The sequence below is a fragment of the Undibacterium sp. Rencai35W genome (assembly GCF_049340185.1).
GTDB lineage: Bacteria > Pseudomonadota > Gammaproteobacteria > Burkholderiales > Burkholderiaceae_D > Undibacterium.
In genome coordinates this window covers 183,681-209,146 of record NZ_JBMPPC010000006.1, presented here as the reverse complement: position 1 = coordinate 209,146, position 25,466 = coordinate 183,681, and the positions used below count along the sequence as shown (strand labels likewise).

The 25,466-nt window shown below is 50.6% G+C and carries 22 protein-coding genes; 7 read left to right on the top strand and 15 right to left on the bottom strand.

Features of this window, described 5'->3' with window-relative positions:
* Positions 1 to 104: 104 nt before the first annotated feature.
* Both ACO0K3_RS14795 and ACO0K3_RS14790 read right to left on the bottom strand, forming a co-directional pair.
* A complete protein-coding gene (locus ACO0K3_RS14795; RefSeq protein WP_422985853.1) occupies positions 105 to 2,219 on the bottom strand; it encodes a sensor histidine kinase in 2,115 nt (704 codons plus the stop codon).
* Positions 2,168 to 2,872, bottom strand: coding sequence for a response regulator transcription factor (locus tag ACO0K3_RS14790; protein WP_422985851.1), 705 nt, complete (start codon positions 2,870 to 2,872; stop codon positions 2,168 to 2,170). The genes ACO0K3_RS14795 and ACO0K3_RS14790 overlap by 52 nt, the downstream gene beginning before the upstream one ends.
* A gap of 258 nt (positions 2,873 to 3,130) precedes the next feature.
* On the opposite strand from ACO0K3_RS14790, the gene ACO0K3_RS14785 reads away from it, so the two are divergent.
* Together ACO0K3_RS14785 and ACO0K3_RS14780 are read left to right on the top strand one after the other, a co-directional pair.
* Positions 3,131 to 4,468, top strand: a complete 1,338-nt coding sequence (locus ACO0K3_RS14785; RefSeq protein WP_422985849.1) for an SPFH domain-containing protein — start codon at positions 3,131 to 3,133, stop codon at positions 4,466 to 4,468.
* A 2-nt stretch (positions 4,469 to 4,470) separates the two neighbouring features.
* A complete protein-coding gene (locus ACO0K3_RS14780) occupies positions 4,471 to 5,922 on the top strand; it encodes a hypothetical protein (RefSeq protein ID WP_422985847.1) in 1,452 nt (483 codons plus the stop codon).
* 113 nt (positions 5,923 to 6,035) lie between these two features.
* On the opposite strand, the gene phoR is transcribed toward ACO0K3_RS14780, so the two are convergent.
* The 7 genes from phoR to pstS (ACO0K3_RS14745) form a co-directional block, all read right to left on the bottom strand.
* Positions 6,036 to 7,340, bottom strand: coding sequence for a phosphate regulon sensor histidine kinase PhoR (gene phoR, locus ACO0K3_RS14775; RefSeq protein ID WP_422985845.1), 1,305 nt, complete (start codon positions 7,338 to 7,340; stop codon positions 6,036 to 6,038).
* Positions 7,341 to 7,520: 180 nt separating this feature from the next.
* Positions 7,521 to 8,210 carry a phosphate regulon transcriptional regulator PhoB gene (gene phoB, locus ACO0K3_RS14770; RefSeq protein ID WP_422961661.1) on the bottom strand — a complete coding sequence of 230 codons (690 nt, stop codon included), beginning with the start codon at positions 8,208 to 8,210 and terminating at the stop codon, positions 7,521 to 7,523.
* 11 nt (positions 8,211 to 8,221) lie between these two features.
* Complete coding sequence (gene phoU / locus ACO0K3_RS14765) at positions 8,222 to 8,932, bottom strand: phosphate signaling complex protein PhoU (protein ID WP_422957167.1); 711 nt, start codon at positions 8,930 to 8,932, stop codon at positions 8,222 to 8,224.
* A gap of 175 nt (positions 8,933 to 9,107) precedes the next feature.
* Positions 9,108 to 9,905 (bottom strand): phosphate ABC transporter ATP-binding protein PstB, encoded by a 798-nt coding sequence (pstB, locus tag ACO0K3_RS14760; protein WP_422957166.1) that lies wholly within the window; start codon positions 9,903 to 9,905, stop codon positions 9,108 to 9,110.
* Positions 9,906 to 9,922: 17 nt separating this feature from the next.
* Positions 9,923 to 10,819: a phosphate ABC transporter permease PstA gene (gene pstA, locus ACO0K3_RS14755; RefSeq protein ID WP_422985843.1), complete on the bottom strand. Its 897-nt coding sequence runs from the start codon at positions 10,817 to 10,819 to the stop codon at positions 9,923 to 9,925.
* A complete protein-coding gene (gene pstC / locus ACO0K3_RS14750) occupies positions 10,816 to 11,760 on the bottom strand; it encodes a phosphate ABC transporter permease subunit PstC (protein ID WP_422957234.1) in 945 nt (314 codons plus the stop codon). The genes pstA and pstC overlap by 4 nt, the downstream gene beginning before the upstream one ends.
* 331 nt (positions 11,761 to 12,091) lie before the next feature.
* Positions 12,092 to 13,108 (bottom strand): phosphate ABC transporter substrate-binding protein PstS, encoded by a 1,017-nt coding sequence (gene pstS, locus ACO0K3_RS14745; RefSeq protein ID WP_422961690.1) that lies wholly within the window; start codon positions 13,106 to 13,108, stop codon positions 12,092 to 12,094.
* Positions 13,109 to 13,467: 359 nt separating this feature from the next.
* On the opposite strand from pstS (ACO0K3_RS14745), the gene ppk1 reads away from it, so the two are divergent.
* The 4 genes from ppk1 to ACO0K3_RS14725 all read left to right on the top strand — a co-directional run bounded on the left by ppk1 (position 13,468) and on the right by ACO0K3_RS14725 (position 16,860).
* A complete protein-coding gene (ppk1, locus tag ACO0K3_RS14740) occupies positions 13,468 to 15,558 on the top strand; it encodes a polyphosphate kinase 1 (protein WP_422985971.1) in 2,091 nt (696 codons plus the stop codon).
* A gap of 1 nt (position 15,559) precedes the next feature.
* Positions 15,560 to 16,042, top strand: a complete 483-nt coding sequence (sixA, locus tag ACO0K3_RS14735) for a phosphohistidine phosphatase SixA (RefSeq protein WP_422961664.1) — start codon at positions 15,560 to 15,562, stop codon at positions 16,040 to 16,042.
* Positions 16,043 to 16,141: 99 nt separating this feature from the next.
* Complete coding sequence (locus ACO0K3_RS14730; RefSeq protein WP_422985841.1) at positions 16,142 to 16,525, top strand: glyoxalase superfamily protein; 384 nt, start codon at positions 16,142 to 16,144, stop codon at positions 16,523 to 16,525.
* Positions 16,522 to 16,860: a DUF6968 family protein gene (locus tag ACO0K3_RS14725; protein ID WP_422985839.1), complete on the top strand. Its 339-nt coding sequence runs from the start codon at positions 16,522 to 16,524 to the stop codon at positions 16,858 to 16,860. Before ACO0K3_RS14730 ends, ACO0K3_RS14725 begins: the two co-directional genes overlap by 4 nt.
* 253 nt (positions 16,861 to 17,113) lie before the next feature.
* Here ACO0K3_RS14725 and ACO0K3_RS14720 read toward each other — a convergent pair whose 3' ends face one another.
* The 3 genes from ACO0K3_RS14720 to ACO0K3_RS14710 all read right to left on the bottom strand — a co-directional run bounded on the left by ACO0K3_RS14720 (position 17,114) and on the right by ACO0K3_RS14710 (position 19,616).
* Complete coding sequence (locus ACO0K3_RS14720; protein ID WP_422985837.1) at positions 17,114 to 17,956, bottom strand: UDP-2,3-diacylglucosamine diphosphatase; 843 nt, start codon at positions 17,954 to 17,956, stop codon at positions 17,114 to 17,116.
* A complete protein-coding gene (locus ACO0K3_RS14715) occupies positions 17,953 to 18,720 on the bottom strand; it encodes a GNAT family N-acetyltransferase (protein ID WP_422985835.1) in 768 nt (255 codons plus the stop codon). The genes ACO0K3_RS14720 and ACO0K3_RS14715 overlap by 4 nt, the downstream gene beginning before the upstream one ends.
* 338 nt (positions 18,721 to 19,058) lie before the next feature.
* Positions 19,059 to 19,616 carry a hypothetical protein gene (locus tag ACO0K3_RS14710; protein ID WP_422985833.1) on the bottom strand — a complete coding sequence of 186 codons (558 nt, stop codon included), beginning with the start codon at positions 19,614 to 19,616 and terminating at the stop codon, positions 19,059 to 19,061.
* Between the two features lie 232 nt (positions 19,617 to 19,848).
* On the opposite strand from ACO0K3_RS14710, the gene pstS (ACO0K3_RS14705) reads away from it, so the two are divergent.
* A complete protein-coding gene (gene pstS / locus ACO0K3_RS14705; protein WP_422985831.1) occupies positions 19,849 to 20,910 on the top strand; it encodes a phosphate ABC transporter substrate-binding protein PstS in 1,062 nt (353 codons plus the stop codon).
* Positions 20,911 to 20,972: 62 nt separating this feature from the next.
* On the opposite strand, the gene ACO0K3_RS14700 is transcribed toward pstS (ACO0K3_RS14705), so the two are convergent.
* The 3 genes from ACO0K3_RS14700 to ACO0K3_RS14690 are packed head-to-tail and all read right to left on the bottom strand — an operon-like array spanning position 20,973 to position 25,374.
* A complete protein-coding gene (locus ACO0K3_RS14700) occupies positions 20,973 to 22,334 on the bottom strand; it encodes an MFS transporter (RefSeq protein WP_422985829.1) in 1,362 nt (453 codons plus the stop codon).
* Entirely contained in the window at positions 22,331 to 23,338 is a 1,008-nt protein-coding gene (locus ACO0K3_RS14695) for a PfkB family carbohydrate kinase (RefSeq protein WP_422985827.1), read from the bottom strand. The genes ACO0K3_RS14700 and ACO0K3_RS14695 overlap by 4 nt, the downstream gene beginning before the upstream one ends.
* Positions 23,335 to 25,374 (bottom strand): alpha-amylase family glycosyl hydrolase, encoded by a 2,040-nt coding sequence (locus ACO0K3_RS14690; protein WP_422985825.1) that lies wholly within the window; start codon positions 25,372 to 25,374, stop codon positions 23,335 to 23,337. The genes ACO0K3_RS14695 and ACO0K3_RS14690 overlap by 4 nt, the downstream gene beginning before the upstream one ends.
* Between the last annotated feature and the right edge of the window lie 92 nt (positions 25,375 to 25,466).

Sequence of the window (25,466 nt, the reverse complement as noted above, 5' to 3'; positions counted from 1 at the left end):
GCCCAATTCGTAAGTGATTACGAACCGGTTATGAATCGGCGGTTACAAGCCAATTACAAGCCAATTACAAGCAAATACATCATGCAAAAACCGCAGTAACAAACTTAATGCGCCCGCTGCAAACTTAGCACAAAGCTTACACCATCGTGCGTATTCTGCGCGCTGATCGTGCCGCCCATTTTTGCCATATAGGTTTTCGCGACAAACAAGCCCTGCCCGCGGTTGCCATTTGCTCCCGAGTCCTGCTGATCGGAGACACCGTATTCAAAAATCTTGTCCAGCATATCAACAGCAATACGCGGGCCGGTGTTATGGATAATAATGGTGACGCCTGTCTCGCTGGTCAGCAAGTCAATCCGAACCGGACTACCGGGCAGGCGATAGCGGTCGGCATTGCGTAGTACATGGGTGACGACGTCCTCCAGCGAATAATCATCGGCTCTGACCATGATCGGTTCCGCACCACTATTAAATTCAACGTGAGAAATGCCAACGCAAGGCGCGTTGTCCGCCACGTTACGCAAGAAAGCCGCGATGTCGATACTGGTGACTTGCAGCTCTGTCGATTGAAATGCTTCACTTGGCGAGGCGCTACCATACAGCACGCGTATTGCTTGCTGCATGCGGTGAATATAGCGACTGCTCTGATCATCGGCTGCGCCATGCAGCGCCATCAGTGACTGCAATGGCGACATAATCTCGTGACCGACGGCATGCCACATCTGCTTCTCTTGCTCGGCGCGGATGCCTTCGCGTTCGACGTCTTCTTTGACCCGTCGCAACAAATCGTGCAAGCAACTTGCCAGGACGCCCAACTCGTCATCACCGCGTAAATCCCCCAGCTCAAATTGTTGCAAACCACCGGTACCTTTAACCGTTTTGGACAAAGACGCAGCGCGTTTAGTCAGCACTGTGATTTTGCGGATAATGCTGATTTCCATGATCAGCCAGGTGAGAAATAGCGCCAGCAACATCGCACCGACAAACCAGGATACGCGGGTCGCCACGACTGCCAGGCTCTTGCTCACACTACGCAAGTCACCTTTAAGTACGACCTCGTAACTATCGAGTGCGGTTGTGATCTGGTCACGACTTTCCAGCGGCGTATCATACTCATCCACAGGCAGGCGACGAATCAGGCGCGTCAGTGCATTCCACGAGTCGTTCTCTTGTTCGACCTGACCACTCAGGTTCACCAGCTCTTTAGCGCCAGACAGCTTGCGTATTCTCACTGTCTCGCCGGGCAATAACTGGCCTTGTAAATCTTTTAGTGAGAATGGCGGTGTCGGTGTCTCTTTTTCACTATCGAACAAGGTATCGTTGCTGTCCGGTGCCAGCACGGCGATCCTGACTTTGATCTGATCAAGATCTTCGGGTGGCCAGACCGGACGTTTTTTCTCAAATAAGGCCTCTTGCCAGATAGCGATAGGAAGGCGCAAGGAATAGAACGAGGTCTTACTGCAAGTGTGATCCTGATCATCGAGTTCGGCCTGATTGCAATTCGCGTTTTGCCAGATCCAGCCGCGGAATTCCTTCACTGGCCGGGCATTTGGCTTGTCGGCCTCACTGGTCCAGAATCCGGTCAGGCGACCGCGCAGTCCTGCCGATTTTTTTCCTGCATCCGTCATTTTTTCGAATGGCGCAATCCATTGATATGTTTGTCCGCGCAGGCTGACGCTGACCTGCATTCTGTGCGCTTGCACCAGACTCTCATCACCCCGCTGATGCGCGGCCAGATCGGCACTATTGAAGCTACCTGCTGCGTAGATATAGCCACCTGCCCACGGATTATTACCGATGCCCAAACACAGCGAACCACTGCTGCCGTATTGCACCAGACAGCCCGACATCGCTACTGCCTGCTGCACCTTATTCTGATCATCAAAATCCAGCGCCGAGAACGGCAACAGCAAAGGATGCAAGCCTTCACCGCCTTTGTCTGCGGGCGGATTCAACAAGGCCAGTTGACCTGCGGGATGACGTAAGGTTGAGAGTATCTGCTCACGGGTTTTATTAAAACTGTGCTGATAATTCTTATAGCTGAGTTGCTTCTCCTGTTGCAGTACAGAGAGCGCCAGAGCAACCGTGGCCACGGCAAGTAGCAGAAAGGCGGTGCGAAATAAGAGACGCAAACGATATGGTGCCAGTGCAGAAAAAAGCGCTTTCATCACTTGCCATCCACCCAGCGAAAACCACGCATCGGTACGTTTTCTATACATTCAAACCCAGGATCAATTTCGCGAAAAGCGTCACGGATAGTACTGACATGCTTTCGGATATTGTCACGGTTACGGCCGCTCTTGACGACCTCATATAAATCATCATAAGACACTACCTGGCCGCGACTGGCGAACAGTGCCGCCAGAATCCGTTGTGCGGTCAGCGGCAAATTAATACGCTGGCCGCGCCAGATCGGGCTGCGCTGACGCAATGGATCCATCGCCAGTTCATCGATGATCTCAACTTGTTTGCCGTTGTCCTTGTGCTGTTTGCGTTCTTTGACTGCGCGTAAAATTTCTAAGAAGGTGTCGATGAAATCCGTCTCTTCAAACGTCGCTTTTTGCAAATAATCCCAGGCATCCAGTGCCTTCATGATGCTGCGGTAGATCGTCGCTGGCATGGCGGACACGACGAGTACCGGCGTGGCCTGACTCTTATTGATCACATTAATGATCGCAACACCGGCATGACGCTCGCGCCCCAGCTCGATATCCAGCACCACCAGATCATAGGTCTCACGCGCCAGCGCGGCTTCGGCGTCGTCACGGCTAAACCATTGATCAACCTGGATGCCTGGCTTCGCCGATTCTATCCAGGACTTGAGTTGATTACTGGTCGGCAGGTCGTCTTCGATTACGGCTACTTTTACCATGCTGCGCTGCTCCTGCTTCGTTCTGATCACTGATGCGTGAAGTATCCACGCTTTCGGCGCAAAAGTCATACGCCAGGCTGTGAGTTTTTACTCACACAGTCTTCCGCTGGCTCCGCAGACGGAACAAGTGCTCAGGAACGATGAACATACTGGCACGGCTGCCTCGTTGATTATTCCGCACACACAGTCGCATGATGTGTATCAGGGAACAGCAGCGAATGAACGCGGCACCCGACCACAACATCACAGGAGAATGTCATGTCTGACCGTATCAAAGCCATCGTACAAGCCATCCGTTCCACCTTATCTAAAAGCGTGTCTGGTCTACGCCATGTCTCTGGCGGGTTCGGCAATGACGCATCTGGTATCAACTCTAACAATGTCTCCGGCAGTATCTCCGGCGGCATCAAAACGCACGGCGGCACCATCATCAAACGCCTTGCGGTTCTGGCCGTTCTCGGCACCGCCGCTTATGCCGTGATTCAGCATCCGCCCGTCCAGACAATAGAACGCGGCGATGTTGGTATCCGTATCAATCAACTGACCGGCGTTTCGGAAGAACTGCGTGCCGGTACCGTGATGGCGATTCCTGGCATCCATGAGTTGCGTCGCTACTCGCTGCTAGACCAGACCTACCGTCCGGTGAAAAGCGCCAAAGCCAATGGCGAAGCGCCTTTCCAGTCGATCGAAGGTTTATCGCTGGGGGTAGATCTGACCATACGTTATGTGCTCGACCCGGCGAAACTGACGAGCATGAGTAAAAACCTGCCGCAAGATATCAACGGTGAAATCGTCGAACCAGCGGTGCAAGGCGTCATCTACAAGGCGTTCACCCGATACACCGTGAGAGAAATTTTCTCCAGCAAACGTCAGGAAATCCAGCAGCAGATCGAAGCCGAACTCAAGCCCAAGCTCGCTAACGATGGCGTGATACTGCGTAGCGTCATGATGGGTAAAGTAGATCTGCCACCTGATTACAAAGTCGGCATGGAAAAACTCCTTGCAGAAGAACTAGAAAGCGAAAAGATGCGCTACACCTTAGAACTCAAAGGCAAGCAAGTTCAGCAAACTGCACTTGAAGCCGATGCAGAAAAGATCCGTCGTGAAAAAAACGCAGAAGCCGCTGCTAGCGAGCAGATCATCGCCGCCAAAGCACAGGAAGAAGCGATGAAACATGTACTGCCATTTAAACAGAAACAAATTGAGCAGAGGCAATTTGAGGCTGAAGCCGAAAAAATCTCCCGCATCAAAACCTCAGAAGGCTCTGCCCAAGCACGCATCATCGAAGCCGCCGGTGAAGCAGACTCACGCCGTAAACTTGCCGACGCCGAAGCCTACCGTCAGGATCTGGTCGGTAAAGTCGCCAGCGCCCAGCTCGAACGCGACGGTGCCTTACTGAGCAAACATCCATTGTTAATCCAAAAAACCATGGCGGATAAATTGTCGGACAAAATTTCTGTGATCATTGCGCCTCCTCCGGCAGATGGCGGCTTCATTGGCTCCGCTCTATTGGGTGCTGGCAAAAACCAGCAAGCACAATTGCAGGCACAGACACAAGCACAGGCACAAACAACATCTACTGAAGAGAGCCAATAATTATGTTAGCTGCTGTCATTACCGTCCTTGCCATCGTGACCCTGGATCAGGCGCAATTGCGCGCCGCGCCCAAAGACAGAGCACAGCAACAAGCTGTGCTCTGGCAAGGCGATAGTCTGGAAATTCGAGGAGAAAAACTCGACTACCTGCAAGTCTATGACCATCGCCGGGAGCGTGCTGGCTATATCAAGGCAAGCCAGGTCAGGATCATCTCGACCAAGCCCGATGATGCGCCTGAGCTTTTGTCCGTCGTGCGCTTTCTGCGTGATACCCCGGGTGCAGAAGCCTTGGGCATCGCCTACACCGCAGCCTTCCTGAAGGCGGCTCCAGTGCAGGTAATCAACGCCGAAGCCTTCGACGCCTTAGGCGGGATGGCAGAGCGTCTGGCACGTCGCGCATCAAGCAAAACGCTTAATCCGGGTGTGAAGCAAAACGAGACCCAGATCGCCGCCCATCTGGAAGTCGCCGCGTATTACGGCGTGACTCTAAAAAGCATAGAAAGGGATGGACGTATCCAGCTCTGCTATGACGGCGAAGCATTTCGCCGCGTACTCGCGATGAATGCTAGTCAGATGCAAAAAGCAAAAGCGGCGCTGGCACTGACACGTCCCGACTGCATCGATCCGGCGACACGACCAACCGAGCGTACTAGTATCGACCTGTGGCGCGCCGAGATGCTCGACAAGGTTGAGATTACGGAATTACCTGAATACCAGAAGAACCGCATCCGCATGCGCCGCGCCGGCGTGTGGTCCAGTATTGCGTTTCAGCGCCAGCGCAAAGGCGGCAACAACGACACAAACAGCAACAACAGCGAAGCCGCAGAAAATCGCGCATTGACCGAATTAGCAGGCGTAAATAAAAGTGAAATGAGCGACGAAGACCTCGTCAACTATGCAGAAGCAGGCGTACGTACCGGCAGCATGCGCTGGGCAGCAGAACCGGCACCACTACCGGCATCAGCCGACAGCAAGAACCTGCGCATCGTCACCACAACGGGGCAACCGGGTGAAACCTGCGTTGCATTACTTGATGCCAAACACGATAGTAAAGCCCCGCTGGCACAACGCTGCACCTACAGCCTGGTATGGACAGCTTCAGCGCGTAGCAATCCCCAGCACACCGCGCTGACGCTGGCCGTACAGCCGATGGACACCTGGCGCGAGATGTGGCTGTTCCGCCAAACAGGCAAAGAGTGGGTCATCGATGTGATCCCGCCCGCAGCGGCAGAACCGGATCTGGGCTATGCAGAATTTGCCGGATGGGTACCAGGAACGACAAAACTCCTGATGGCGAGAGAAGCACGTGTGGATGGCCGCTACAAGCGTAGCTTTGAAATCGTCAGCGGCGAATCGCTGCAGGTAGAGCGTTGGGCCGACAACCCTAATTCGCTCAGCGTGTTCTATCGCTGGCAAGATCCGCTGTGGAAGAAACAGACGATCAGTTTGCGGTAGGACGGCGCATAGAAATTAAGGCGCATTAACTGGGCAATAAAAAAGGGCATCACATTTATATGTGATGCCCTTTTTTATTTATACCGCCGCAGATCAGGTCAGATCTGTTGCGCTCAATCCATCTCGTCCTGCACCACAGCACTCGTCGGAAACTGCGCGCAGAATTTACTGCCGACCTCGGGTGTGGATTCAATCATTAAATTCGCTTTGTGTCGCAATAACACATGCTTCACAATGGCCAGCCCGAGGCCAGTTCCCTGGGTCTCGCGAGAGCGGCTTTTATCGACGCGATAGAAGCGTTCTGTCAGGCGCGAAATATGTTCGGCACTGATGCCGATACCATTGTCTTGCACAATAAATTTCGGCCCTTGCGACAGATTCTTCCAGATCAGTTTGATTTCACCATTCTCTGGCGTGTAGCGAATCGCATTCGTGACCAGATTGGTGAGCGCGCTGCGTATCTCATCAGTGCTGCCGAAGATATTCGGCCCATCAAATTCTAGCGTGATGATATGCCGACCCGCAGACAAGGCATGCGCTTCTTCGAGTATCTGTTCCAGCATGGCGCGCATATTGATACGATCCGGTCGCATCGGGTAATCCATCGATTCCAGACGGGTCAGGGTCAGCATGTCTTCAACCAGTCTTTGCATACGCTCTCCCTGCTCTGCCATCAGCTTCAGATGTGACATGCGGGTTGAGGCGTCGAGGTCTGGCTGCAAGGAGGCGATCTCTAAAAATCCATTGATCACCGTCAAAGGCGTACGCAATTCATGGGAGGCATTCGCAATAAAGTCGCGGCGCATCATGTCAATCCGTTCGGATTCGGTTACATCATGCGTGACCAGAATCTGTCTGCGGTTTTCAAATGGGATGATATGGACAATCAACTTACGCTCGCGGAACGACAGCGTCAGCGGTACATCGTAGCGACCGAGGATAATGTAATCCATGAACTCAGGACTGCGTACCAGATTGGTAATCCGCATACCTTTATCTTGCTTGAGGCTTAGGCCAAGATGGCTTTCCGCCGCGGGATTGCACCACTCAAGAAACAGGACGTCATCCATGATGACCACGCCGTCTGGCAATAGGGTCATGGCCTGGCGAAAACGGGCGAGCCATTCGGCCAGTTCGGTTTGATTCTTTTCGTCGCCGCGACGCAAACGATACAGCCGCGAGAAGACTTCGGTCCAGGCACCCCAGCCATCCGGCAAACGCGAGATATTCGGTTTATCCAGCCAGTCAGATAGGCGCAGCAAGAAGAAGAGTTGAATGACGATCAGGACGATCACACCGATCACAGCGAGAACCAGACCAGGTACGGGTCCCCATACAAAACCAGCGGCAGCAGACAGACCCAGCACCACCAGAATACGGACGGTGGCGGAGATCCAGAAGATAAGATGAGGATGCATTAACTACCCTAAGTAACGCTTAAGAGAAAATACTCTACCCCTGTATATTTCAATCCACCAATAAGAATGTGCGGATTGGGCTGTTTTTTATTAATTACAGGGGGAGTATATCAAAATGTCTGGCAAATACAGCGGGATCCTAGATCGCTTACAGAAACACGAACGAAGGTGATCCCCGCTCTATTTCTCCGACAGCATATATCCTACGCTGCGCACTGTTTTAATCAAGGATTCCGCATTCTTCAGTACCTTGCGCAGACGCAGCACATGGACGTCGACCGTACGCTCTTCGATAACGACATGATCGCCCCAGACCTTGTCGAGCAACTGGCTGCGCGAGAATACGCGCTCGGGATGCGCCATAAAAAACTTGAGCAGCTTGTATTCTGCATGACCGATATCGACCTTTTGCTCATCGATCTTGACCGTGCAACTGACCGGATCCAGGATCACTGGACCAGCAGCCAGCGCACTTTGTGCATGCTCGGGGCTCTTGCGACGCAACAAGGCTTTGATACGGGCTGTCAACTCGCGCGGCGAGAATGGCTTCGTCACATAATCATCGGCACCATGATCGAGACCGGCAATCTTGTCTTCTTCCATGCTTTTTGCCGTCAGCATAATAACCGGTACCTCGTTCAGTTGGCGGTCACCACGGATCTTTGACAAGAGACGCAAACCACTCTGGTCAGGCAACATCCAATCAAGCAGCACCAGTTGCGGCGTGCGGCGCTGAATAAACTCCCAGGCCTCTGCCGTGTTATTGACGGAATAGGTATTCCATCCGCTGGCGCGCAAGGTAAAGGTCACCAGCTCGACGATGGCGGGCTCATCTTCAACGATGAGAATAGTAGTCTTGTCAGCAGCCATCATAGAATAAATTAGTTACTTTGCTCTTGTTTAGTCGCTACATAGTCGGAGTGACGAATGTCTTTACCTTCGACGATGTAGATAGTGTGTTCTGCGATATTTTTGGCGTGATCACCGATGCGCTCGATTGCCTTTGCCACCCACAGCGCATCCAGTGTCGACGAGATCGTACTCGGGTCTTCCATCATGAAGGTGATCAGATTGCGCATGATCGAACGGAAGTCGTTGTCGATCAAGGCATCCTGAGCGATCAGCTGCACTGCCTTAGCCTGATCCAGACGCGCAAACGCATCTAGCGACTGATGCAACATATCGCCAACACTCGCTGCCAGAACACGCACGGCATCATATCCGTTGAAAAGCGCTTGCTGCTTGCGTGCCAGACTTGCATCGCGTGATATCCGGGCAATCTTGGTCGACTCGTCACCGATACGTTCGAGATCGGTAATTACTTTTCCCGTTGCCATGACAGTGCGCAAATCATTTGCTGCCGGCTGGCGCTTGACGATCAGATGACTGCACATATCGTCCAGAGTCACTTCAAGGCGATTCACTTCCAGATCCGATTTAATCACCTGCTCGGCATGCTCAGCATTACCAGTGCGAAAGCAGGACATCGCATCATGGAAATGGCTCTCCACCAGACCGCCCATCAACAAGACCTTAGAACGAATCGTTTCCAGATCATTGTCATACTGTTTTGAAGAATGTTCGCCTGTCACGGTATGCTCCTAAATGTGCAATTTTTTTGCTTGGTTTTTACTTAAATATCTCACAAGCGCGCTGATTAAGCATAGCGAGCGGGGCTAGCTTGGTTTGAGAAGCGCAGTCGTACTTTAGTACGTCGAGCATCGCCGAACCAAGATCGCTCCGCGCAGTAGCTTAATCAGTGTGCGACTAGCCGAAACGGCCAGTGATGTAATCCTGCGTTTCTTTTTTCACAGGATTCATAAAAATCTGATCCGTCTCACCGAATTCCACCAATTCACCCAGATACATATACGCGGTGAAGTCCGAGCAGCGGGCTGCCTGTTGCATATTGTGGGTCACGATTGCGATGGTGTAATCCTCTTTCAGCTCATGAATCAATTCTTCGATCTTAACGGTCGAGATCGGATCCAGTGCCGAGGTTGGTTCATCAAGCAGCAGTACATCTGGCTTGACGGATACGCCGCGGGCGATACACAAACGTTGTTGCTGACCACCGGACAAACTCAGACCGCTCTTGTTCAGCTTGTCTTTGACTTCGGTCCAGAGCGCTGCTTTTTTCAGGGACCATTCAACGCGCTCATCCATCTCGCCTTTGGACAAGTTTTCGTACAAACGCACGCCGAACGCGATGTTGTCATAGACCGACATCGGAAACGGTGTGGGCTTCTGAAACACCATACCAACTTTAGCGCGCAGCAGGTTGATATCCTGATTTGCATCGAGAATATTTTTGCCGTTGTACATGATCTGACCTTCGGCACGTTGGCCTGGGTACAGATCATACATACGGTTCAGGGTGCGCAGCAAAGTCGATTTACCGCAACCGGATGGGCCAATAAAGGCAGTTACTTTTTTGTCGCGGATATTCAGGTTGATATCGCGCAAACTGCGGGTCGCGCCATAGAAAAAATTCAACCCTGAAATTTCGATCGCCATTTTGCTGTCAATAGTCGATGCTGCTGGCTCTGTCATGGTCATTGTCATTATGGATTCCAAGGAAATTAGTTCTGAACTTTTTGGTTGAACATCGTGCGTGACAGAATATTCAGTCCCAACACACTAAACGTAATCAGCAAGGCGCCACCCCAAGCCAGCTCACGCCAGTTGTCGTAAGGACTCATTGCAAACTGGTAGATCACGACGGGCAAATTCGCCATCGGCTTATTCATATTACCGTTATAGAACTGGTTATTCAGGGCGGTGAATAACAAGGGTGCCGTCTCGCCGGAGATACGCGCCACCGCTAACAAGATACCGGTAATGACACCTGCCTTGACTGCGCGCAAACGTATCAGCAAAGCGACTTTCCAGCGTGGCGCACCTAGCGCAAATGCGGCTTCGCGCAAGCTGGTTGGCACCAAACCCAGCATATTATCGGTAGTGCGAACTACCACAGGGATCGCAATCAGTGAGATCGCCAGACTACCGGCCCAACCAGAAAAATGTTTGACGTTGTACACATAGATTGCATACACGAACAAACCAATCACAATCGAGGGCGCAGACAACATAATATCTGTCACAAAACGCGTGACGCCGCCGAACCAGCTCTTATCACCATACTCTGCGAGATAAATACCGGCCAGAATACCAATCGGCGTACTAATCAGTGTCGCAAATCCGACCATCATAAAGCTACCGACAATCGCATTCATCAGACCGCCACCATCACTGCCTGGTGCCGGTGTGGTGTCGACAAACATTGCCAGACTAATTGCCGAAAAACCTTTGATCAGCAAGGTCGCCAGTATCCACATCAGAAAGAACACACCCAAGGCCATCGCCAGCGAAGATAAGGCGATACCGATTTTGTGCGTCAGCAGACGACGTTTATAAACAGGATTATCTGGAGAAGAATTCAACGGCAAAGGCGCTGCCGCCAGGTAGTTGTCGCTCATTTTGCACCTTCTTTTTTACTTAAACCCAGGAGCATCAGCTTGGCAGCCGACAGCACGACAAAGGTAATCACAAACAGGATCAGACCCAGCAAGAACAAGGATGAGGTATGTAGCACTGTCTCCGCTTCAGCAAATTCATTCGCGAGAGTCGAAGCAATACTGTTACCTGCTGCGAACAGGGACCAAGATAATTTATGCGCATTACCGATCACAAAGGTAATCGCCATGGTCTCGCCAAGGGCGCGGCCTAGACCGAGCATGACGCCGCCGACGACACCGATTTTGGTGTAAGGCAAAACGATTTTGCGGACGACTTCCCATTTAGTGCAACCGAGGCCGTAGGCAGATTCTTTTAATACCGGAGGAACGACTTCAAACACATCGCGCATGACGGAGGAGATGAACGGAATAATCATGATTGCCAGAATCACGCCTGCCGCCAGAATACCGATACCGATCATAGGACCGGAGAACATCACGCCGATGACGGGCAATTTACCCAGCGTGTTGTGCAATGCAGGCTGTATGTATTCAGAGAATAGTGGCGCAAATACGAACAAGCCCCACATGCCGTAAATAATACTTGGTACACCAGCCAGCAATTCAATCGCTGTGCCGAGCGGACGCTTGAGCCATGGCGGACAAATTTCGGTGAGAAACAAGGCAATACCAAAACTGACCGGGAAAGCAATCAGCAGCGCGATCACCGAAGTGGCGAGCGTGCCGACAATCGCAATCAGACCGCCATATTTATCATTGACCGGATCCCACTCAATGGTTGTCACGAATCCGGGGCCGAACTCTTGCATAGCCGGCCAGGCACGGATAATCAGGGAAATGATGATGCCGATCAGCACCACCAATACGAATAGAGCAAAACTGAATGTCAGCTTGTGGAAGATAAAATCTTGCCATTGCTGACGTCGCATGACCGCGACCATATTGACTTCTGCCGATTGCGCCGAAGCAGCAACCTGAGAGTGGTTCTGGAGGGTGCTTGGGCTGGCTGGAGAAGTGGGCGTGGACATGGCTATCGAAGGTTGTTGTATCTGCATGGAACACAATTCCATCTCATTAAAGTAGTTCGGGTAATCGTTCAGGGGCTGTTCTGAGTCTTACGGAACTTCTGACACTATGGGCAAAGTGGATACCGCTCTCAACCGCGGATTCCACTTTGCTTTGTACTGCTAGCTTTACTGCTTTTACTTAGTTGAATCATGCACATTGATGATGGAAATTCATCATCAAGTGCCGATCAATCGATCAAACTAATTACCAGATTGCCTTGCCAGATGCGTCTTTGACTTTTGCTTTCCAGCTATCTTCGATCAGCTTGACTACCGCTGGTGGCAGGGACACATATTCCAGTTCCGTTGCCATTGCACCGCCGTTTTTGAATGCCCAGTCAAAGAATTTCAATACTTCTTTACCTTTTTCAGCATCAGCCTGAGCTTTGTGCATCAAGATGAACGACGCGCCAGTGATAGGCCATGTGACTTTGCCAGGCTGGTTAGTCAACACCAGGTACATGCCTGGGGCTTTAGACCAGTCTGCACCTGCGGCTGCCGCTTTGAAGTTTTCATCATCTGGTTCAGCGAATTGACCATCTGCATTTTTCAACAAGGTGTAAATCATTTTGTTACGCTTAACATAAGCATATTCAACGTAGCCGATGGAGTTCTTAATACGCTGTACGTTAGCGGCAACGCCTTCATTACCCTTACCGCCCAGACCTACTGGCCATTTGACCGCAGTGCTTGCGCCAACGACTGTTTTGAATTCTGGATTGACTTTAGACAGGTAATCGGACCACAGGAATGTAGTGCCTGAACCGTCAGAGCGATGTACTACAGTGATTTCTTCTGCTGGCAGTTTCAGACCTGGATTGATTGCAGCGATTTCCGGTGCATTCCATTTTGTGATTTTGCCCATGTAGATGGCCGCCAGTACGTCGCCTGTCATCTTCATTTTGCCCGGAGCGATACCGTCCAGATTGACAACCGGCACCACGCCACCGATGATTGCCGGGAATTGCGTCAAACCTTCTGCATCCAATTCTTCGAGCTTCAAAGGCATATCAGACGCGCCGAAATCGACTGTCTTTGCTTTAATCTGTTTGATACCACCACCGGAACCGATGGATTGATAGTTGAGGCCGTTACCCGTTGCTTTTTTGTAAGCTTCTGCCCATTTTGCATAAATAGGATAAGGGAAAGTCGCACCTGCGCCGGTCATGTCGGCGGCTTGAACTGCTGAAACGGATGCTGTCGCTGTAACAAACGCGATCATCAAAGATGTAAAGAGTCGATTGAGTTGCATATTCACCTCGGGGTTAAATAACACGTAGCGGTCTGGATCTGGTCCATTACTGCTGGTTTATAACTGATTTATTACGCAGCGAACTTTACAAGTCAAATATGACAGGATTATGACGCACAATAATATTTGATGAAATACAGGATTAGTATGTCATTAATTGTCATAAACTTGTCATATTGCCTCTTTACAATCCACTGCACCTATATGACGGTCTCTATGACACGCGAGCAAACATGCAAGATCAGAAAGCCCCCAACCCGCCGGCGGAATCAGTGGCAACGCCTGTCGAACCGATTGAGCAAAGCACTCAGGTCAAGCCTGCGACTTCTATGACAACACATCAGGAATTACCGCGATCAGCGATTTTCCTTGATCGCGAGATGTCACAAATCGCTTTTAACTGGCGGGTACTGGCACAGGCCGAGGACAAAACTATTCCTCTAATGGAGCGCTTGCGTTATTTGTGCATCGTCGGTAGCAATCTCGATGAATTCTTTGAAGTCCGGGTTGCAAGCCTGCTGGCACAGAACACCGTAGATGGCGAATTGGCGCAACATCCGGCCTTCGTCGCGATGATGGACAGGATTAATAAAGAATGTCATGAGCTCGCCAAACGTCAATACGAAGTCCTGAATCAGGAAATTTTGCCGCAACTGGCACGCAAACATATACACCTGTTGCGCCACACCGATAGAAACGAAGCACAAAGAGCCTGGGTCAAGGCCTACTTTGAACGCGAGGTAAAACCGCTGCTGACCCCGATCGGCCTCGATCCCGCCCATCCCTTCCCGCAAGTAGTGAATAAGAGTCTGAACTTTATCGTCTCGCTGGCTGGTAAAGATGCCTTCGGCCGCGGTACTGCGATTGCCATTGTCAAGGCTCCGCGCGTCCTGCCAAGGGTGATCAAGCTGCCGGATGAGTTGTCAGATAAAGGTTTATCGTTCTGCCTGCTGTCATCGGTGATTCATGCGCATATCGGCGATTTATTCAACGGACGTGAAGTTCTCGCTTATTCGCAATTCCGCGTAACACGCGATAGTGATCTGTGGGTCGATGAAGAAGAAGTGAAAAATTTGCGTCAGGCCTTGCAAGGCGAATTACAGACGCGTCAGTTTGGCGCAGCCGTCCGTCTGGAAGTCGCTAAAAACTGTCCGGACGATCTTGCGCAGTTTCTGTTGTCGCAATTCTCGCTTAATCGGGACCGGTTATATCCGGTCGATGGCCCGGTCAATATGGTGCGCCTGTCTGAGCTGGTGGATCATGTCAAGCAGCCGAATCTGCGCTTCCCGCCGTTCTCTGCGAAGATCAATTCCAAATACACACACGCCGACATCTTCACCCTGCTCGGTAAACAAGATATTTTGTTGCATCATCCGTTTCAGCCTTTCCAGACAGTGATCGACTTCATCCGCTCAGCATCGCTCGATCCGGCGGTGGTAGCAATCAAGCAAACGATTTACCGCACTGGCATGAATTCGGATCTGATGGAGTCGCTGATCACCGCCGCACGCCACGGCAAAGAAGTCACTGTCGTGGTCGAGTTGATGGCGCGCTTTGATGAAGAAGCCAATATCAACTGGGCAGATCGCCTGCAACGCGCTGGTGCACAGGTGGTCTACGGTGTGGTCGGATTAAAGACCCACGCCAAACTGGCTCTAGTGATCCGTCGCGAAGAAGGTGGTGCATTGCGGCATTACGCGCATCTGGGCACTGGCAATTACCATCCGTCGACGACCAAGTTTTATACGGATTTTGGTCTGCTGACGGCACATCCGGCGATTGCTGCTGAGGTAAACGAAGTATTCATCCATCTGACTGGCCTGAATAAACCGAAAAAACTCGACTATTTGTGGCTGGCACCATTTGCCTTGCAACCGCAAATCATCAAAGCCATCCGTAACGAAGCCAAGATTGCCCGCTCTGGCAGGCCGGGACGGATTATCGCCAAGATGAATGCCTTGCTTGATGAATCCGTGATCCGTGCGCTGTATGCGGCGTCAGCCGACGGCGTCAAAATTGACCTGATCGTGCGTGGTGCCTGCGCGCTGCGTCCCGGCGTCCCCGGCTTATCAGAAAACATCAAAGTGCGCTCCATCATCGGCCGCTTTCTGGAACATAGCCGCATCTATTATTTCCGCAACGATCTCGCTCACGACGTGCATCTCGCCAGCGCCGACTGGATGAGCCGCAATCTATTCCGCCGTATTGAAGTCGCGTTCCCGGTCCTGGATAAATCCCTGAAAAAACGTGTTATCACCGAAGGTCTTGATCCCTATCTCAAGGACAATGTCAACGCCTGGACACTCGACAGCGACGGCGACTATCACCGCAAAAAAGCCCGCACCAAGCAAGCGTCAATCTGTGCTCAGCAAAGTCTGATGCAGCGCCTGGGTTCCTTATCGGACACGGACGGGGAATAAGATGGACCTGATCCTGTGGCGCCATGCCGACGCAGAACTGGCCGCTCCCGGCATGCCAGACAGCGCCCGCAAGCTCACAGGAAAAGGGATCAAACAGGCCAACAAAATGGCCTACTGGCTAGACAGCAATCTGCCAGAAACCTGCCGCATTCTGGTCAGCCCCACGGTCAGAACCCGCGAGACGATGGCGGCACTCGACCGCAAATTCAAAGTCATCTACGAAATCGGCCCTGAAGCCGATGCCGACGCCCTGCTCCAGGCCGCAAACTGGCCCAACAGCCGCGAACCAGTCCTCATTGTCGGCCACCAGCCTACGCTGGGCCAGGTAGCCGCCCGCCTGATCGCGCCGGCACAACAAGACTGCTCCGTACGCAAAGGCAACGTCTGGTGGATCAGCCAGAAGCAACGCGCCAAAGAAGACAGCGAAGCAGGCATACAAACCTATCTGAAAGCGATCATGTCGCCAGACTTGGTGATTAAATAGCCTGAGGTTCATAGTCGCAGTTGTGGTCATGTTCATGTTCCTGATCGCGCTACTGCGCTATCATCAATCTCCTGAATGATGTATGAAGAAGGATAGACGATGAACTTCCAAAGCATTCCCGTTTTGCGTATCTTTGATGAAGAAAAAGCGAAACAGTTTTATATCGAATTTCTCGGTATGAATATCGATTGGGAGCATCGATTTGAGGTAGATTTCCCTCTGTATATGCAAGTATCGAGAGACAGTTTAGTTTTTCACCTAAGTGAACACTCTGGCGACTGCACCCCGGGAAGCAAGGTGTTTGTGAATACGCCGGACATCGATACGCTGTACCAGGAATTGTCTCAAAAGATCTATAAATACAATAAACCGGGTATCGAAATCGCCCCATGGGGCGATCGCGTCATGAGTTTGACGGACCCTTTTTCCAATAAAATTCTATTCAACGAAGTGAAGCCTGCCAGCCATGCAGAAACCAATTGAAGGGAAAGAATCTGGTCACGAGCAATTTTTTATTAGAACGCCGCTGGTATGCGGTATCACCCGACGGTGCGGGTGCTGAACTGATCTTAGGCATTGCCGCTCCCGTGAGGGATCATCTTGACTGGGGTTGCACAGTATCACTTGGAATACTCGACTTGCATCCATCAAGGATTTATGGGGTGGATAGCTGGCAAGCGGTGCAACAGGCAATGCTATTCATTGCGCGCAGAGTCACACATTTCTCCGAGGCTGGCTGGTTGTTTTACTGGGATAAAGACGGCGGCCCAGCAAGTTCAGCCGATCTGATTGGGTCAGGATTACACCACTCCACCTGATACGATCTGGCAATTTGAAAAGGGAACTTCTAACTCCCTGAATCAATATTTTATGGGATCGCTTACTCCTGTCTTTTTCTCTGTATCTCCGTGTCTCGGCATCTCTGTGGTGAAAGGTCTTCGTTTTTGTGCAAGTCGGACAAAAAGTGATTTTTTAATTTAGAGTTTTTTACAAATTCCCAAAAACCATTCCGCACTATCCATCGGCCTTTCCAAGGCATTTTGGCCTGAAAGGCGCATAAAACATAGTGGATCAGGCATTCACCAATTCAGGTTCTGATAGTAATGCAGGATGATTGACCTGCATGATGTCGTGCCAGCTGACCAGCCGCAGCTCGCCATTCGCCTCCTCGACCAGTGCGGATAAACTCTCTACCCAGTCACCGTCGTTACAGTAAAGGACGCCGTCGATATCACGGATTTCAGGCTTGTGAATGTGTCCGCAAATCACACCATCAAGATCGCGCTTGCGTGCTTCATCGGCCAGTGCATTTTCAAAAGAGCTGATGTAGCTGACGGCGTTTTTGACCTTGAGCTTCAGATATTGTGAGAGTGACCAATATGGCAAACCAGCGCGAGCGCGCCAGTTGTTAAAGACCTGATTGAATTTCAGAATGACGGTGTACAGGCTATCACCAACATAAGCCAGCCATTTAGCGCAGGCGATTACACCGTCGAAGCGATCGCCATGCAGCACCAACATGCGTTTGCCTTGTGCCGTAACGTGCACCAGTTCATCTCTGACTTTGATGCCACCAAAATCCAAGTCGATAAATTGCCGGATCGATTCATCGTGATTACCGGGAACGAAGATAACATTGGTTCCCTTCTTGGCTTTTTTTAATACGGTTTGTACGACATTGTTATGTGTCTGATCCCAGTACCAGCGACGCTTGAGCTGCCAGCCATCAATGATATCGCCGACCAGATACAGGGTCTCTGATTCTGTCGCCTGTAAAAATTCGAGCAGGCGCGCTGCCTGGCAACCAGTCGTTCCTAAATGCAGATCAGATATCCAGATACTACGAAAACGTATGACGTCTTTTTTACTGGTTTTAAACAATTTCTGATTCAGGAAGTGGTCGCCAGGTTTCATTTTGCTATCTCCTCAGTACCGTAGTGTTTGGCATAGCGATCATCCAGATTCGACAAGGGCAACATCACGAACAGGTCAGCACAATGAAAATCAGGATCCCATGCCGGTTCACCGCAGACCCAGGCACCAGCACGCAGATAGCCTTTCAGCAGCGGTGGAATACGTGCCTCATGCGTGGCATCCATCTCTTCATACGGAAATGGCAGTAGTGGTGTAACACGATATTCCAGAGGGGAGAAATCAGCCTCTTTAAAATTCCGGTAAATCGCCGCTGCATTGTGACCACCATCAGTCAGGCTAATACTTGCGCAGCCAATCAGGTGCGAGCAACGCTCACGGCGCATGTATGCAGCCAGTCCAGCCCAGAGCAGCATGATGACAGCGCCGCTACGATAGTCAGGATGGATGCAGGCACGCCCTGCTTCGGCAATACTGCCGCGGATATTGTGAAGACGGGATAAGTCGAATTCTGTTTCAGAATAATAGCGGCCAATATGACGCGCTGCATTCGGACCGAGGATGCGGTAAGTACCGACGACTTTTAAAGTTTTGGTGTCACGTACGATCAGGTGATCGCAGTGTTCATCAAATTCGTCCTTGTCGAGACCGTCAGGGTTACTGAGTGCCGACAAGCCCATCGCTTCGATAAAAACCTTGTAGCGCAGGCGTTGAACTTCTTTCACTTCTTTGGCGGTACTCGCCAGACTCAGGCTGAGTTTAGAAAAACTCGGATTGGCATCCGCAGGTATCGTGAGTAATCTCATGCGTCGTCCTTTTTGTGTTTAGCATTTTGACGGACGAAGATTAATGGAGGATTACTTCAACAAGATGACAGTTTGATGTCGGTTTTATGACAGGCAAAAATACAACAGGCTCGCGGTTAAGGCGAGCCTGCTTATTGAGGTAACTTATTGAGGTAACTTAATGCAGTAACTTAGTGATGTAACTCAGTAAGACAACTAAGTGAAGCAATGACGCAAATTGCCGATAAGTGTTCCAGACAAAGGGGTATATGCCTGCTCTATCAGACGATGAAAGCACCGCGACTATGTCTTCCTTTTCGTCATTTTTTTCACTTATTCACTTACTTTCGCAAAGCGATTTATTTGTCTTTCTTAGGACGTCCAGCCTTCAATGGCACCAGCGCATTGATCAGGGTCTTCAATTCTGTCACATTGGCTTTATTCAGCAAGACCAGACCTATGCGCAGCAATTGACTCTTTTTCACTTCGATTCCGGCGCTCAGACAGGCTTTTTTCACGGAACTGAGGACCTCGTACTCAGACTCAGGCATGGTGAAACTATCACGTACGAGTTTCTCTTTTTTCACCTTCGCGGTTGCGGCTACCGCTGCTTTGGCTGCGACCGGTTTAGCTGATGCAGGCTTCGATGCTGCTGGTTTCAATGACTTAGCGGCAGCGCTTTTTACGACTGGCTTGGCCTTAGCAAGCGTTTTCTTAGCCGCTGATTTAGTCGCCGGCTTGGCAGCTGGCTTAGTCGCTGGCTTCGTTACAGGTTTACTTGCTGGCTTATCAGCAGGAGTCGCGACTAATTTAGCGGCAGTTGCAATTTTTTTGGCGGGAACTACCGCAATCTTACCGGCAGCTTTAGCAAGCGGTTTGTCCGTTGTTGCTGTTTTTTTACTCGGGGCAGTAGCCATAAACACCTCCATGAATTAAATATACAAATAATATAAACTATTTATCTCAATTCTACAAATGTCATTTCTTTCTATCTGTATAAACTAATTGAATTAAATGACCTCTGCATGACAAGGTCTTTTCAAGCCGGATTCTGAATTTGCGAGATAATACGGTCTGTTATTGATTGTAATCCTGCTTTACTTCACCGATCCGCGTTACTGAACACCTCTTACCAGCTCCCTGAACACCATGAAATCTCTCTATCGTATTGCGCCTGTCATCGGGCTATCCCTCTTGTTGTCTGCGCTATCTGTCAGCACCAGCGCCGCTACCCTGAATGGCGCAGGTTCCTCTGCTGCAGCGCCGCTTTACAATATCTGGGCTCAAGCCTATACCAAGAAATCAGTCGATACGCTCGATTACAAACCCGTCGGTTCATCCGGCGGGATTAAGCAGATTAAAGCCAGAGAAGTTGATTTCAGTGCCAGTGACGTCGCAATGAGCGCCGCCGACCTAAAAAAAGAACAATTGATTCAATTTCCCTCCGCGATCTCGGGGGTCGTACCTGTCGTGAATTTGCCCGGTATTAAATCAGGGGATCTGAAACTGACGGGTGACATCCTCGCCGGGATTTTTTCACGAAAAATCACCATGTGGAATGACGCGACGATCGCTGCCATCAATCCGGCAATCAATCTGCCAGCGAAAAACATCGAAGTTATCGTACGTCAGGACGGCTCTGGTACAACCTATAACTACACAGATTATTTGAGTAAAGTCAGCATAGACTGGAAAATAGCCTACAGCAAAAATTTCACCATCGCATGGCATAAGGACTTGACGCAGATCAAAGGAAGTAGCGGTATTGTGGCGGGCATCAAAAAAACGCCCTATGCCATCAGCTATATCGATTACAACTATGTTTTGCAGGATAAATTGACCGCTGTGCAATTGAAAAATCGTGATGGTAAATTTTTGCCTCCGTCAGCGGAGAGTTTCGCTGCGGCGTTGACAGCGAGCCAGTGGAAGAGCAAGGCCAGTTTTGACGAAATGCTGACCGATAAGTCTGGCCCCAACGTCTGGCCAATTACGATGGGAACTTTTGTGATTGTGCCTCAGGTGTCTGCTACGCCAGAAAAGACGATTGCAGTGCTGAAGTTCTTTTCCTGGGGATTTTTAAACGGCGATCATTTGGTCAATAACGTCGATCTGGTGCGCCTGCCTGATGCGATCCAAGCACGTGTGTATAAAGAAATGACCACGGTTACCGATAAGAATGGCAAACCATTACAGTGGTCATTGCAACAGTAAACAAGAATACCGTGACGTGCGGCAACGCGCTTTACTGCTGCCTTACTACTACGATGCTGCCACTATACTGACGTCTCTTTGCCAGCGTCGGCTTGCAGCTTCACAAAGCCGACCGAACACGCAGCGCAGATGAGCAGAACACCGGCTAAGCGAATCACGTTTTCAGGATTGCCACCCAGCCAGCGCTGATAATACAGGGGCAAAGTAATAATCTGAATAATCATGGGAATCACGATAAACATATTGAAGATTCCCATATACACCCCGGTACGCTCTGCTGGGATGCTACCCGCCAGCATCACATAGGGATTGCCCATGATGCTAGCCCACGCCATGCCAATACCGATCATCGGGATAAATAATAAAGCAGGTGTGTGAATCCCGGGAATACTCAGCATTCCCAGACCTGCCAGTGTCAAACACAACGCATGTGTGAGCTTCGGCCCGTAGCGGCGGGTAAATGGCACCAGGGCAAATGCTGCGACAAATGCGATGAAGTTGTAAAAGGCACCGATTTGTCCATTCAACAATCCAGCCTCACGAAATCCCTGAGAACTTGGATCGCTGGTGCCAAAAATCGTCCGTCCCAATGACAGCATAATGTACTGCCAGTAGCAGAACATGGCATACCACTGAAACAATTTAACCCAAGCTAACTGGCGCATGGTCGGCGGCATTTCCCTCATCGCCAGCGCTACTTCCGTCAGCGTCGCGCGCCAGCCGCCTGGCTTGTTTTGCAAGACCTTGATCTCACTTTGACTTAACGGAATTTCAGGAGAGGTTTTCAGTGTCCATAAAATTGAGGCGATAGAAAACACGGCGCCAATCAAAAATGCAGCGATCACAATATGCGGAATATGATTGTCATTTACTGCATCGCGACTCATCCCTAGCAGGACAAGAATCGACGGCGTCAGATACGCGAGTGTCTGCCCCAGTCCGGTAAATGCGCTCTGCGTCAGAAAGCCGATCGAATGCTGACTTTTATCGAGCTTGTCGCTGACAAAAGCGCGATACGGCTCCATCGTCACGTTGTTGGCGGCATCCAGTATCCACAGCAAACTGGCAGCCATCCACAAAGTCGGACTAAACGGCATCAACAACAAACCCAGACTACACAGCAGTGCGCCGACCAGAAAATATGGCGTGCGTCGTCCCCAGCGCGTCACCGTGCGGTCACTCATCGCGCCAATCAAAGGTTGCACGATCAGACCGGTCACTGGTCCGGCGAGCCACAGGTACGGCAAACTGGCCTCATCAGCACCGAGATAGGCATAAATCGGGCTCATACTGCTTTGTTGCAAACCAAAGCTGAATTGAATACCAAAGAACCCGAAGTTCATATTCAAAATCTGCCAGAAAGATAAGCCAGGTTTAGGTTTCACAACACCGCCAAAACTCTGCTGACTGTTTATCTGATTCATGCGATGGCTCCCTTGCCAGTATTTTTCTCCACTGACTCTGCCGTCCATCTGGACTGCCATTGTTCGTAAAATTGCATATCACTTGCGACAGCTCCGCGCACACCACAAATAGCTGCCGCAAATTGGTGTGCCCGCTGCAAGGTCAGTGATAGGCTCCAGCCTTGCTGTAAACCAAGTAAGAAAATCGCAGAGAATGCATCGCCACCGCCAACCGTATCGACAAGCTCCGTCGCGATCTGGACGTCGCCATTACTGAGGTACTCACCGTCACGATCAAAATATGCATAGCCACGAACACCCAACGTCACCAGGATTGCGCGTAACTTAAACATTGTCATCAACGAAGATATGCCGCCCTGCCAGGAGCGTGCGCTGTCGCTCACATCCAGCGTGGCGTAGTGCGTATCTCGCAGATAAATCTTGACTAATGTCTGCAATTCTTCTTCGTTGATTTTCAAGATGTCCGCCGCATGCAGAGAACGTTCTATCGTACTCATACTGACTTGCATCGCACGTAAATTCAAATCGAGATAAGTCATCGCACGGGTATTGTCCAGCAATGCGTATAGCGCTTTACGTGAGGATTCCATGCGCTGCGCCAGCGTTCCAAAATAGATAAAACCTGCATCATGATCAGGACAAAGCTTGTCGCGGATGCTCAGAGCTGCACCGGACTCAATATAGTCATAGGCCTGATCTGGCAAAATATCAAAATGATGATTCGCCTTATTCCCTGCATCATTTTGCCTGACCTCTACCTTGCCGGTAGAGTGCAGAGCATCTATCTGTATACCGTCTTGTTGCAAACCAAAGCGCTGTATTTCGTGTACGATCAGGTCCGCATTTGCATCACCGCCTATCCGCGAAATCAACAGGGGATCAGCACCAAAATAAGCGAGTGTACGCGCCACATTCAACGGAGCCCCCCCCACTACTTGTTCACCGGGAAAATCATCGATCAACGCTTCGCCAAAAATAAGGACGGGCTTCCATTTGTTGTTCACGCGATGACTCCATTGGTGGTTGAACGCGACTCTGGCTTGTCGGCGTTATCTGGTGGCAGCGCTTGTACATGTATTTCCTGCGTCTTTTTTTGTACCATATCTGTTGCTCTGGTCAGCCAGACTTGCGACCAAGGCTGCAAAGTCAGCGTATCAGCATGAATGCTCTGATCTAACTGATTACGCCAGAGACATTGCGCCGTTTTTAACCCGGCGTCCGTCACGCAAGAAAATAAATCTAATGTGATCGTCTGATCTGAAAAATTTGCCATATACAGCAAAGCCTCATCCTCTGTGCCTCGGACAAAGGCCAGTATCTGAGACGGTACCCCCAACAACAAACGACGCGACTGATGCGCTGCCAGTTGCGGCAGAGCGCGCCGTTGCAGTAACAAGTGACTTAAGCTGCGGAACATGGTTCCGGCAATCGTACTGACGTCATGAGCAGTCATTTCTAACTCCGTATTCCAGAGAGGTCGGTGCAGCCAGCGGCTATCGTTTTCATGTCCTGCATGCAGACGATAATCGTCGTCATTCATTTGTGCAAATTCATCACCCATATAAATCAAAGGCATGCCGCCAAAGCACAGTGTCAGGCCATACAATAATAATGTGCGTCGCAATGCGTATTCTTGCTCCAGCGACGTACTGGCACTGGCCAGACCTGCCAGCGCAGACGCCATACCCACAGTACCATGCACCGTATCCGGATCACTAGCCTGGAAGCTGGCACCGCGCGCAAAGCTAGCGTCTTCACCAGAAAAAAATCTGGACACATGCGATAGCCGCTGCTGCACATTTTGCATACCATGACTCGCCTCAGGACGTAACACATTCCAGCCTATATCATCATGACAACGCACATAGGTCAGCCAGCTTGCCTGCTCCGGCAATATCGGTGTCGCCTGAATAACTGCGCGTAGCAGATCGGCATCTTGTTCGGCAAGCGCGGCCCAGCTCGCTGCCATCAGGCTACTGTGATACGCAAGATGACATTCTTTTACCGCGGAGTCCTGACTGCCGAGATAAGCTGGTAATTCTGCGGTCGGGACAATTGCTTCTGCCTTGAGCAAAACGCCGGGTGCGGCAATATCGACGATGCAGCGCAGGGCCTGCAATATCCAGTGTGCTTCGGGCTGATTCATGCAATTGCTTGCTTCACGCTTCCAGAGAAAAGCCGTTGAATCGAGACGAAATACTTCTACGCCACGATTAGCCAGTTGTAGCAAAGCGACCGTCATATCGGCAAATACAGCGGGGTTGGTGTAATTCAAATCCCATTGATACGGATAAAACGTTGTCCATACCCATTGCTGCATCTCTGGGATAAAACTAAAATTACCCGGTGCCACCTGAGGAAAAACCTGCCCCAGACTCGCTTCAAAAATCTCTGGCTGAATACGGTCCGGATAGTGATAAAAATAATCGCAATAGCTTGCATCTCCTCGCTTTGCAGCTATTGCCCATGGATGATCATCAGCAACATGATTCAAAATAAAATCTGAACACAAACTAATCCCGGAAGATCTCAGCTGCGTCGTCAATTCTTGCAGGTCTTCCATCGTACCGAGTTTTGGTTCGATGGCATCAAAATCAGCTACCGCGAAGCCACCGTCGTTCTCACCCTGTCTCGCCTTCAGGAAAGGCAATAAGTGCAAGTACGTGACGCCCAATTTTTTCAAATGAGGAATACGTGCGGCAACACCACGCAGATCTCCGGCAAAACGATCAACGTAGGCACAATAACCCAGCATATTTTGCGAAGAAAACCATTCCCTGTTGCCACTACGCTGCTCATCCAGAGTGCGCAATGCTAAAGGACGATCAGCAATCAAGCATCCTGTTGCACGCAACATCTGCTCTAGCCAATCGATAAAACCAGCTTCACTATCGAATTTATTACGATACAGAGTACGCAACTTGTCTATCAATACTGGCGCCTGTTTTTGAAAACGCAAAGTAATAAAAAAATGCTGATCTGAGGGCAGTTGTGCTACCAGAGATTGAAGAAGACGATCAAAAATAGCGTGCGGACTCATCAAAAGAACCAGACTTTAGAAACATCAGAAAAAAAGAAAATGGCTCTCGCCCACAGGGAGTGAATGTGACGAGAGCCTAAAAAGCTGCTGGA

Excerpts from the sequence above, each read along its gene's own strand:
- ACO0K3_RS14795 (WP_422985853.1), bottom strand. The coding sequence starts at position 2,219 with ATGTATAGAAAACGTACCGATGCGTGGTTTTCGCTGGGTGGATGGCAA.
- ACO0K3_RS14790 (WP_422985851.1), bottom strand. The coding sequence starts at position 2,872 with ATGGTAAAAGTAGCCGTAATCGAAGACGACCTGCCGACCAGTAATCAA.
- ACO0K3_RS14785 (WP_422985849.1), top strand. The coding sequence starts at position 3,131 with ATGTCTGACCGTATCAAAGCCATCGTACAAGCCATCCGTTCCACCTTA.
- ACO0K3_RS14780 (WP_422985847.1), top strand. The coding sequence starts at position 4,471 with ATGTTAGCTGCTGTCATTACCGTCCTTGCCATCGTGACCCTGGATCAG.
- phoR (WP_422985845.1), bottom strand. The coding sequence starts at position 7,340 with ATGCATCCTCATCTTATCTTCTGGATCTCCGCCACCGTCCGTATTCTG.
- phoB (WP_422961661.1), bottom strand. The coding sequence starts at position 8,210 with ATGGCTGCTGACAAGACTACTATTCTCATCGTTGAAGATGAGCCCGCC.
- pstB (WP_422957166.1), bottom strand. The coding sequence starts at position 9,905 with ATGACAATGACCATGACAGAGCCAGCAGCATCGACTATTGACAGCAAA.
- pstA (WP_422985843.1), bottom strand. The coding sequence starts at position 10,819 with ATGAGCGACAACTACCTGGCGGCAGCGCCTTTGCCGTTGAATTCTTCT.
- pstC (WP_422957234.1), bottom strand. The coding sequence starts at position 11,760 with ATGGTCGCGGTCATGCGACGTCAGCAATGGCAAGATTTTATCTTCCAC.
- pstS (WP_422961690.1), bottom strand. The coding sequence starts at position 13,108 with ATGATCGCGTTTGTTACAGCGACAGCATCCGTTTCAGCAGTTCAAGCC.
- ppk1 (WP_422985971.1), top strand. The coding sequence starts at position 13,468 with ATGACAACACATCAGGAATTACCGCGATCAGCGATTTTCCTTGATCGC.
- sixA (WP_422961664.1), top strand. The coding sequence starts at position 15,560 with ATGGACCTGATCCTGTGGCGCCATGCCGACGCAGAACTGGCCGCTCCC.
- ACO0K3_RS14730 (WP_422985841.1), top strand. The coding sequence starts at position 16,142 with ATGAACTTCCAAAGCATTCCCGTTTTGCGTATCTTTGATGAAGAAAAA.
- ACO0K3_RS14720 (WP_422985837.1), bottom strand. The coding sequence starts at position 17,956 with ATGAAACCTGGCGACCACTTCCTGAATCAGAAATTGTTTAAAACCAGT.
- ACO0K3_RS14715 (WP_422985835.1), bottom strand. The coding sequence starts at position 18,720 with ATGAGATTACTCACGATACCTGCGGATGCCAATCCGAGTTTTTCTAAA.
- ACO0K3_RS14710 (WP_422985833.1), bottom strand. The coding sequence starts at position 19,616 with ATGGCTACTGCCCCGAGTAAAAAAACAGCAACAACGGACAAACCGCTT.
- pstS (WP_422985831.1), top strand. The coding sequence starts at position 19,849 with ATGAAATCTCTCTATCGTATTGCGCCTGTCATCGGGCTATCCCTCTTG.
- ACO0K3_RS14700 (WP_422985829.1), bottom strand. The coding sequence starts at position 22,334 with ATGAATCAGATAAACAGTCAGCAGAGTTTTGGCGGTGTTGTGAAACCT.
- ACO0K3_RS14690 (WP_422985825.1), bottom strand. The coding sequence starts at position 25,374 with ATGAGTCCGCACGCTATTTTTGATCGTCTTCTTCAATCTCTGGTAGCA.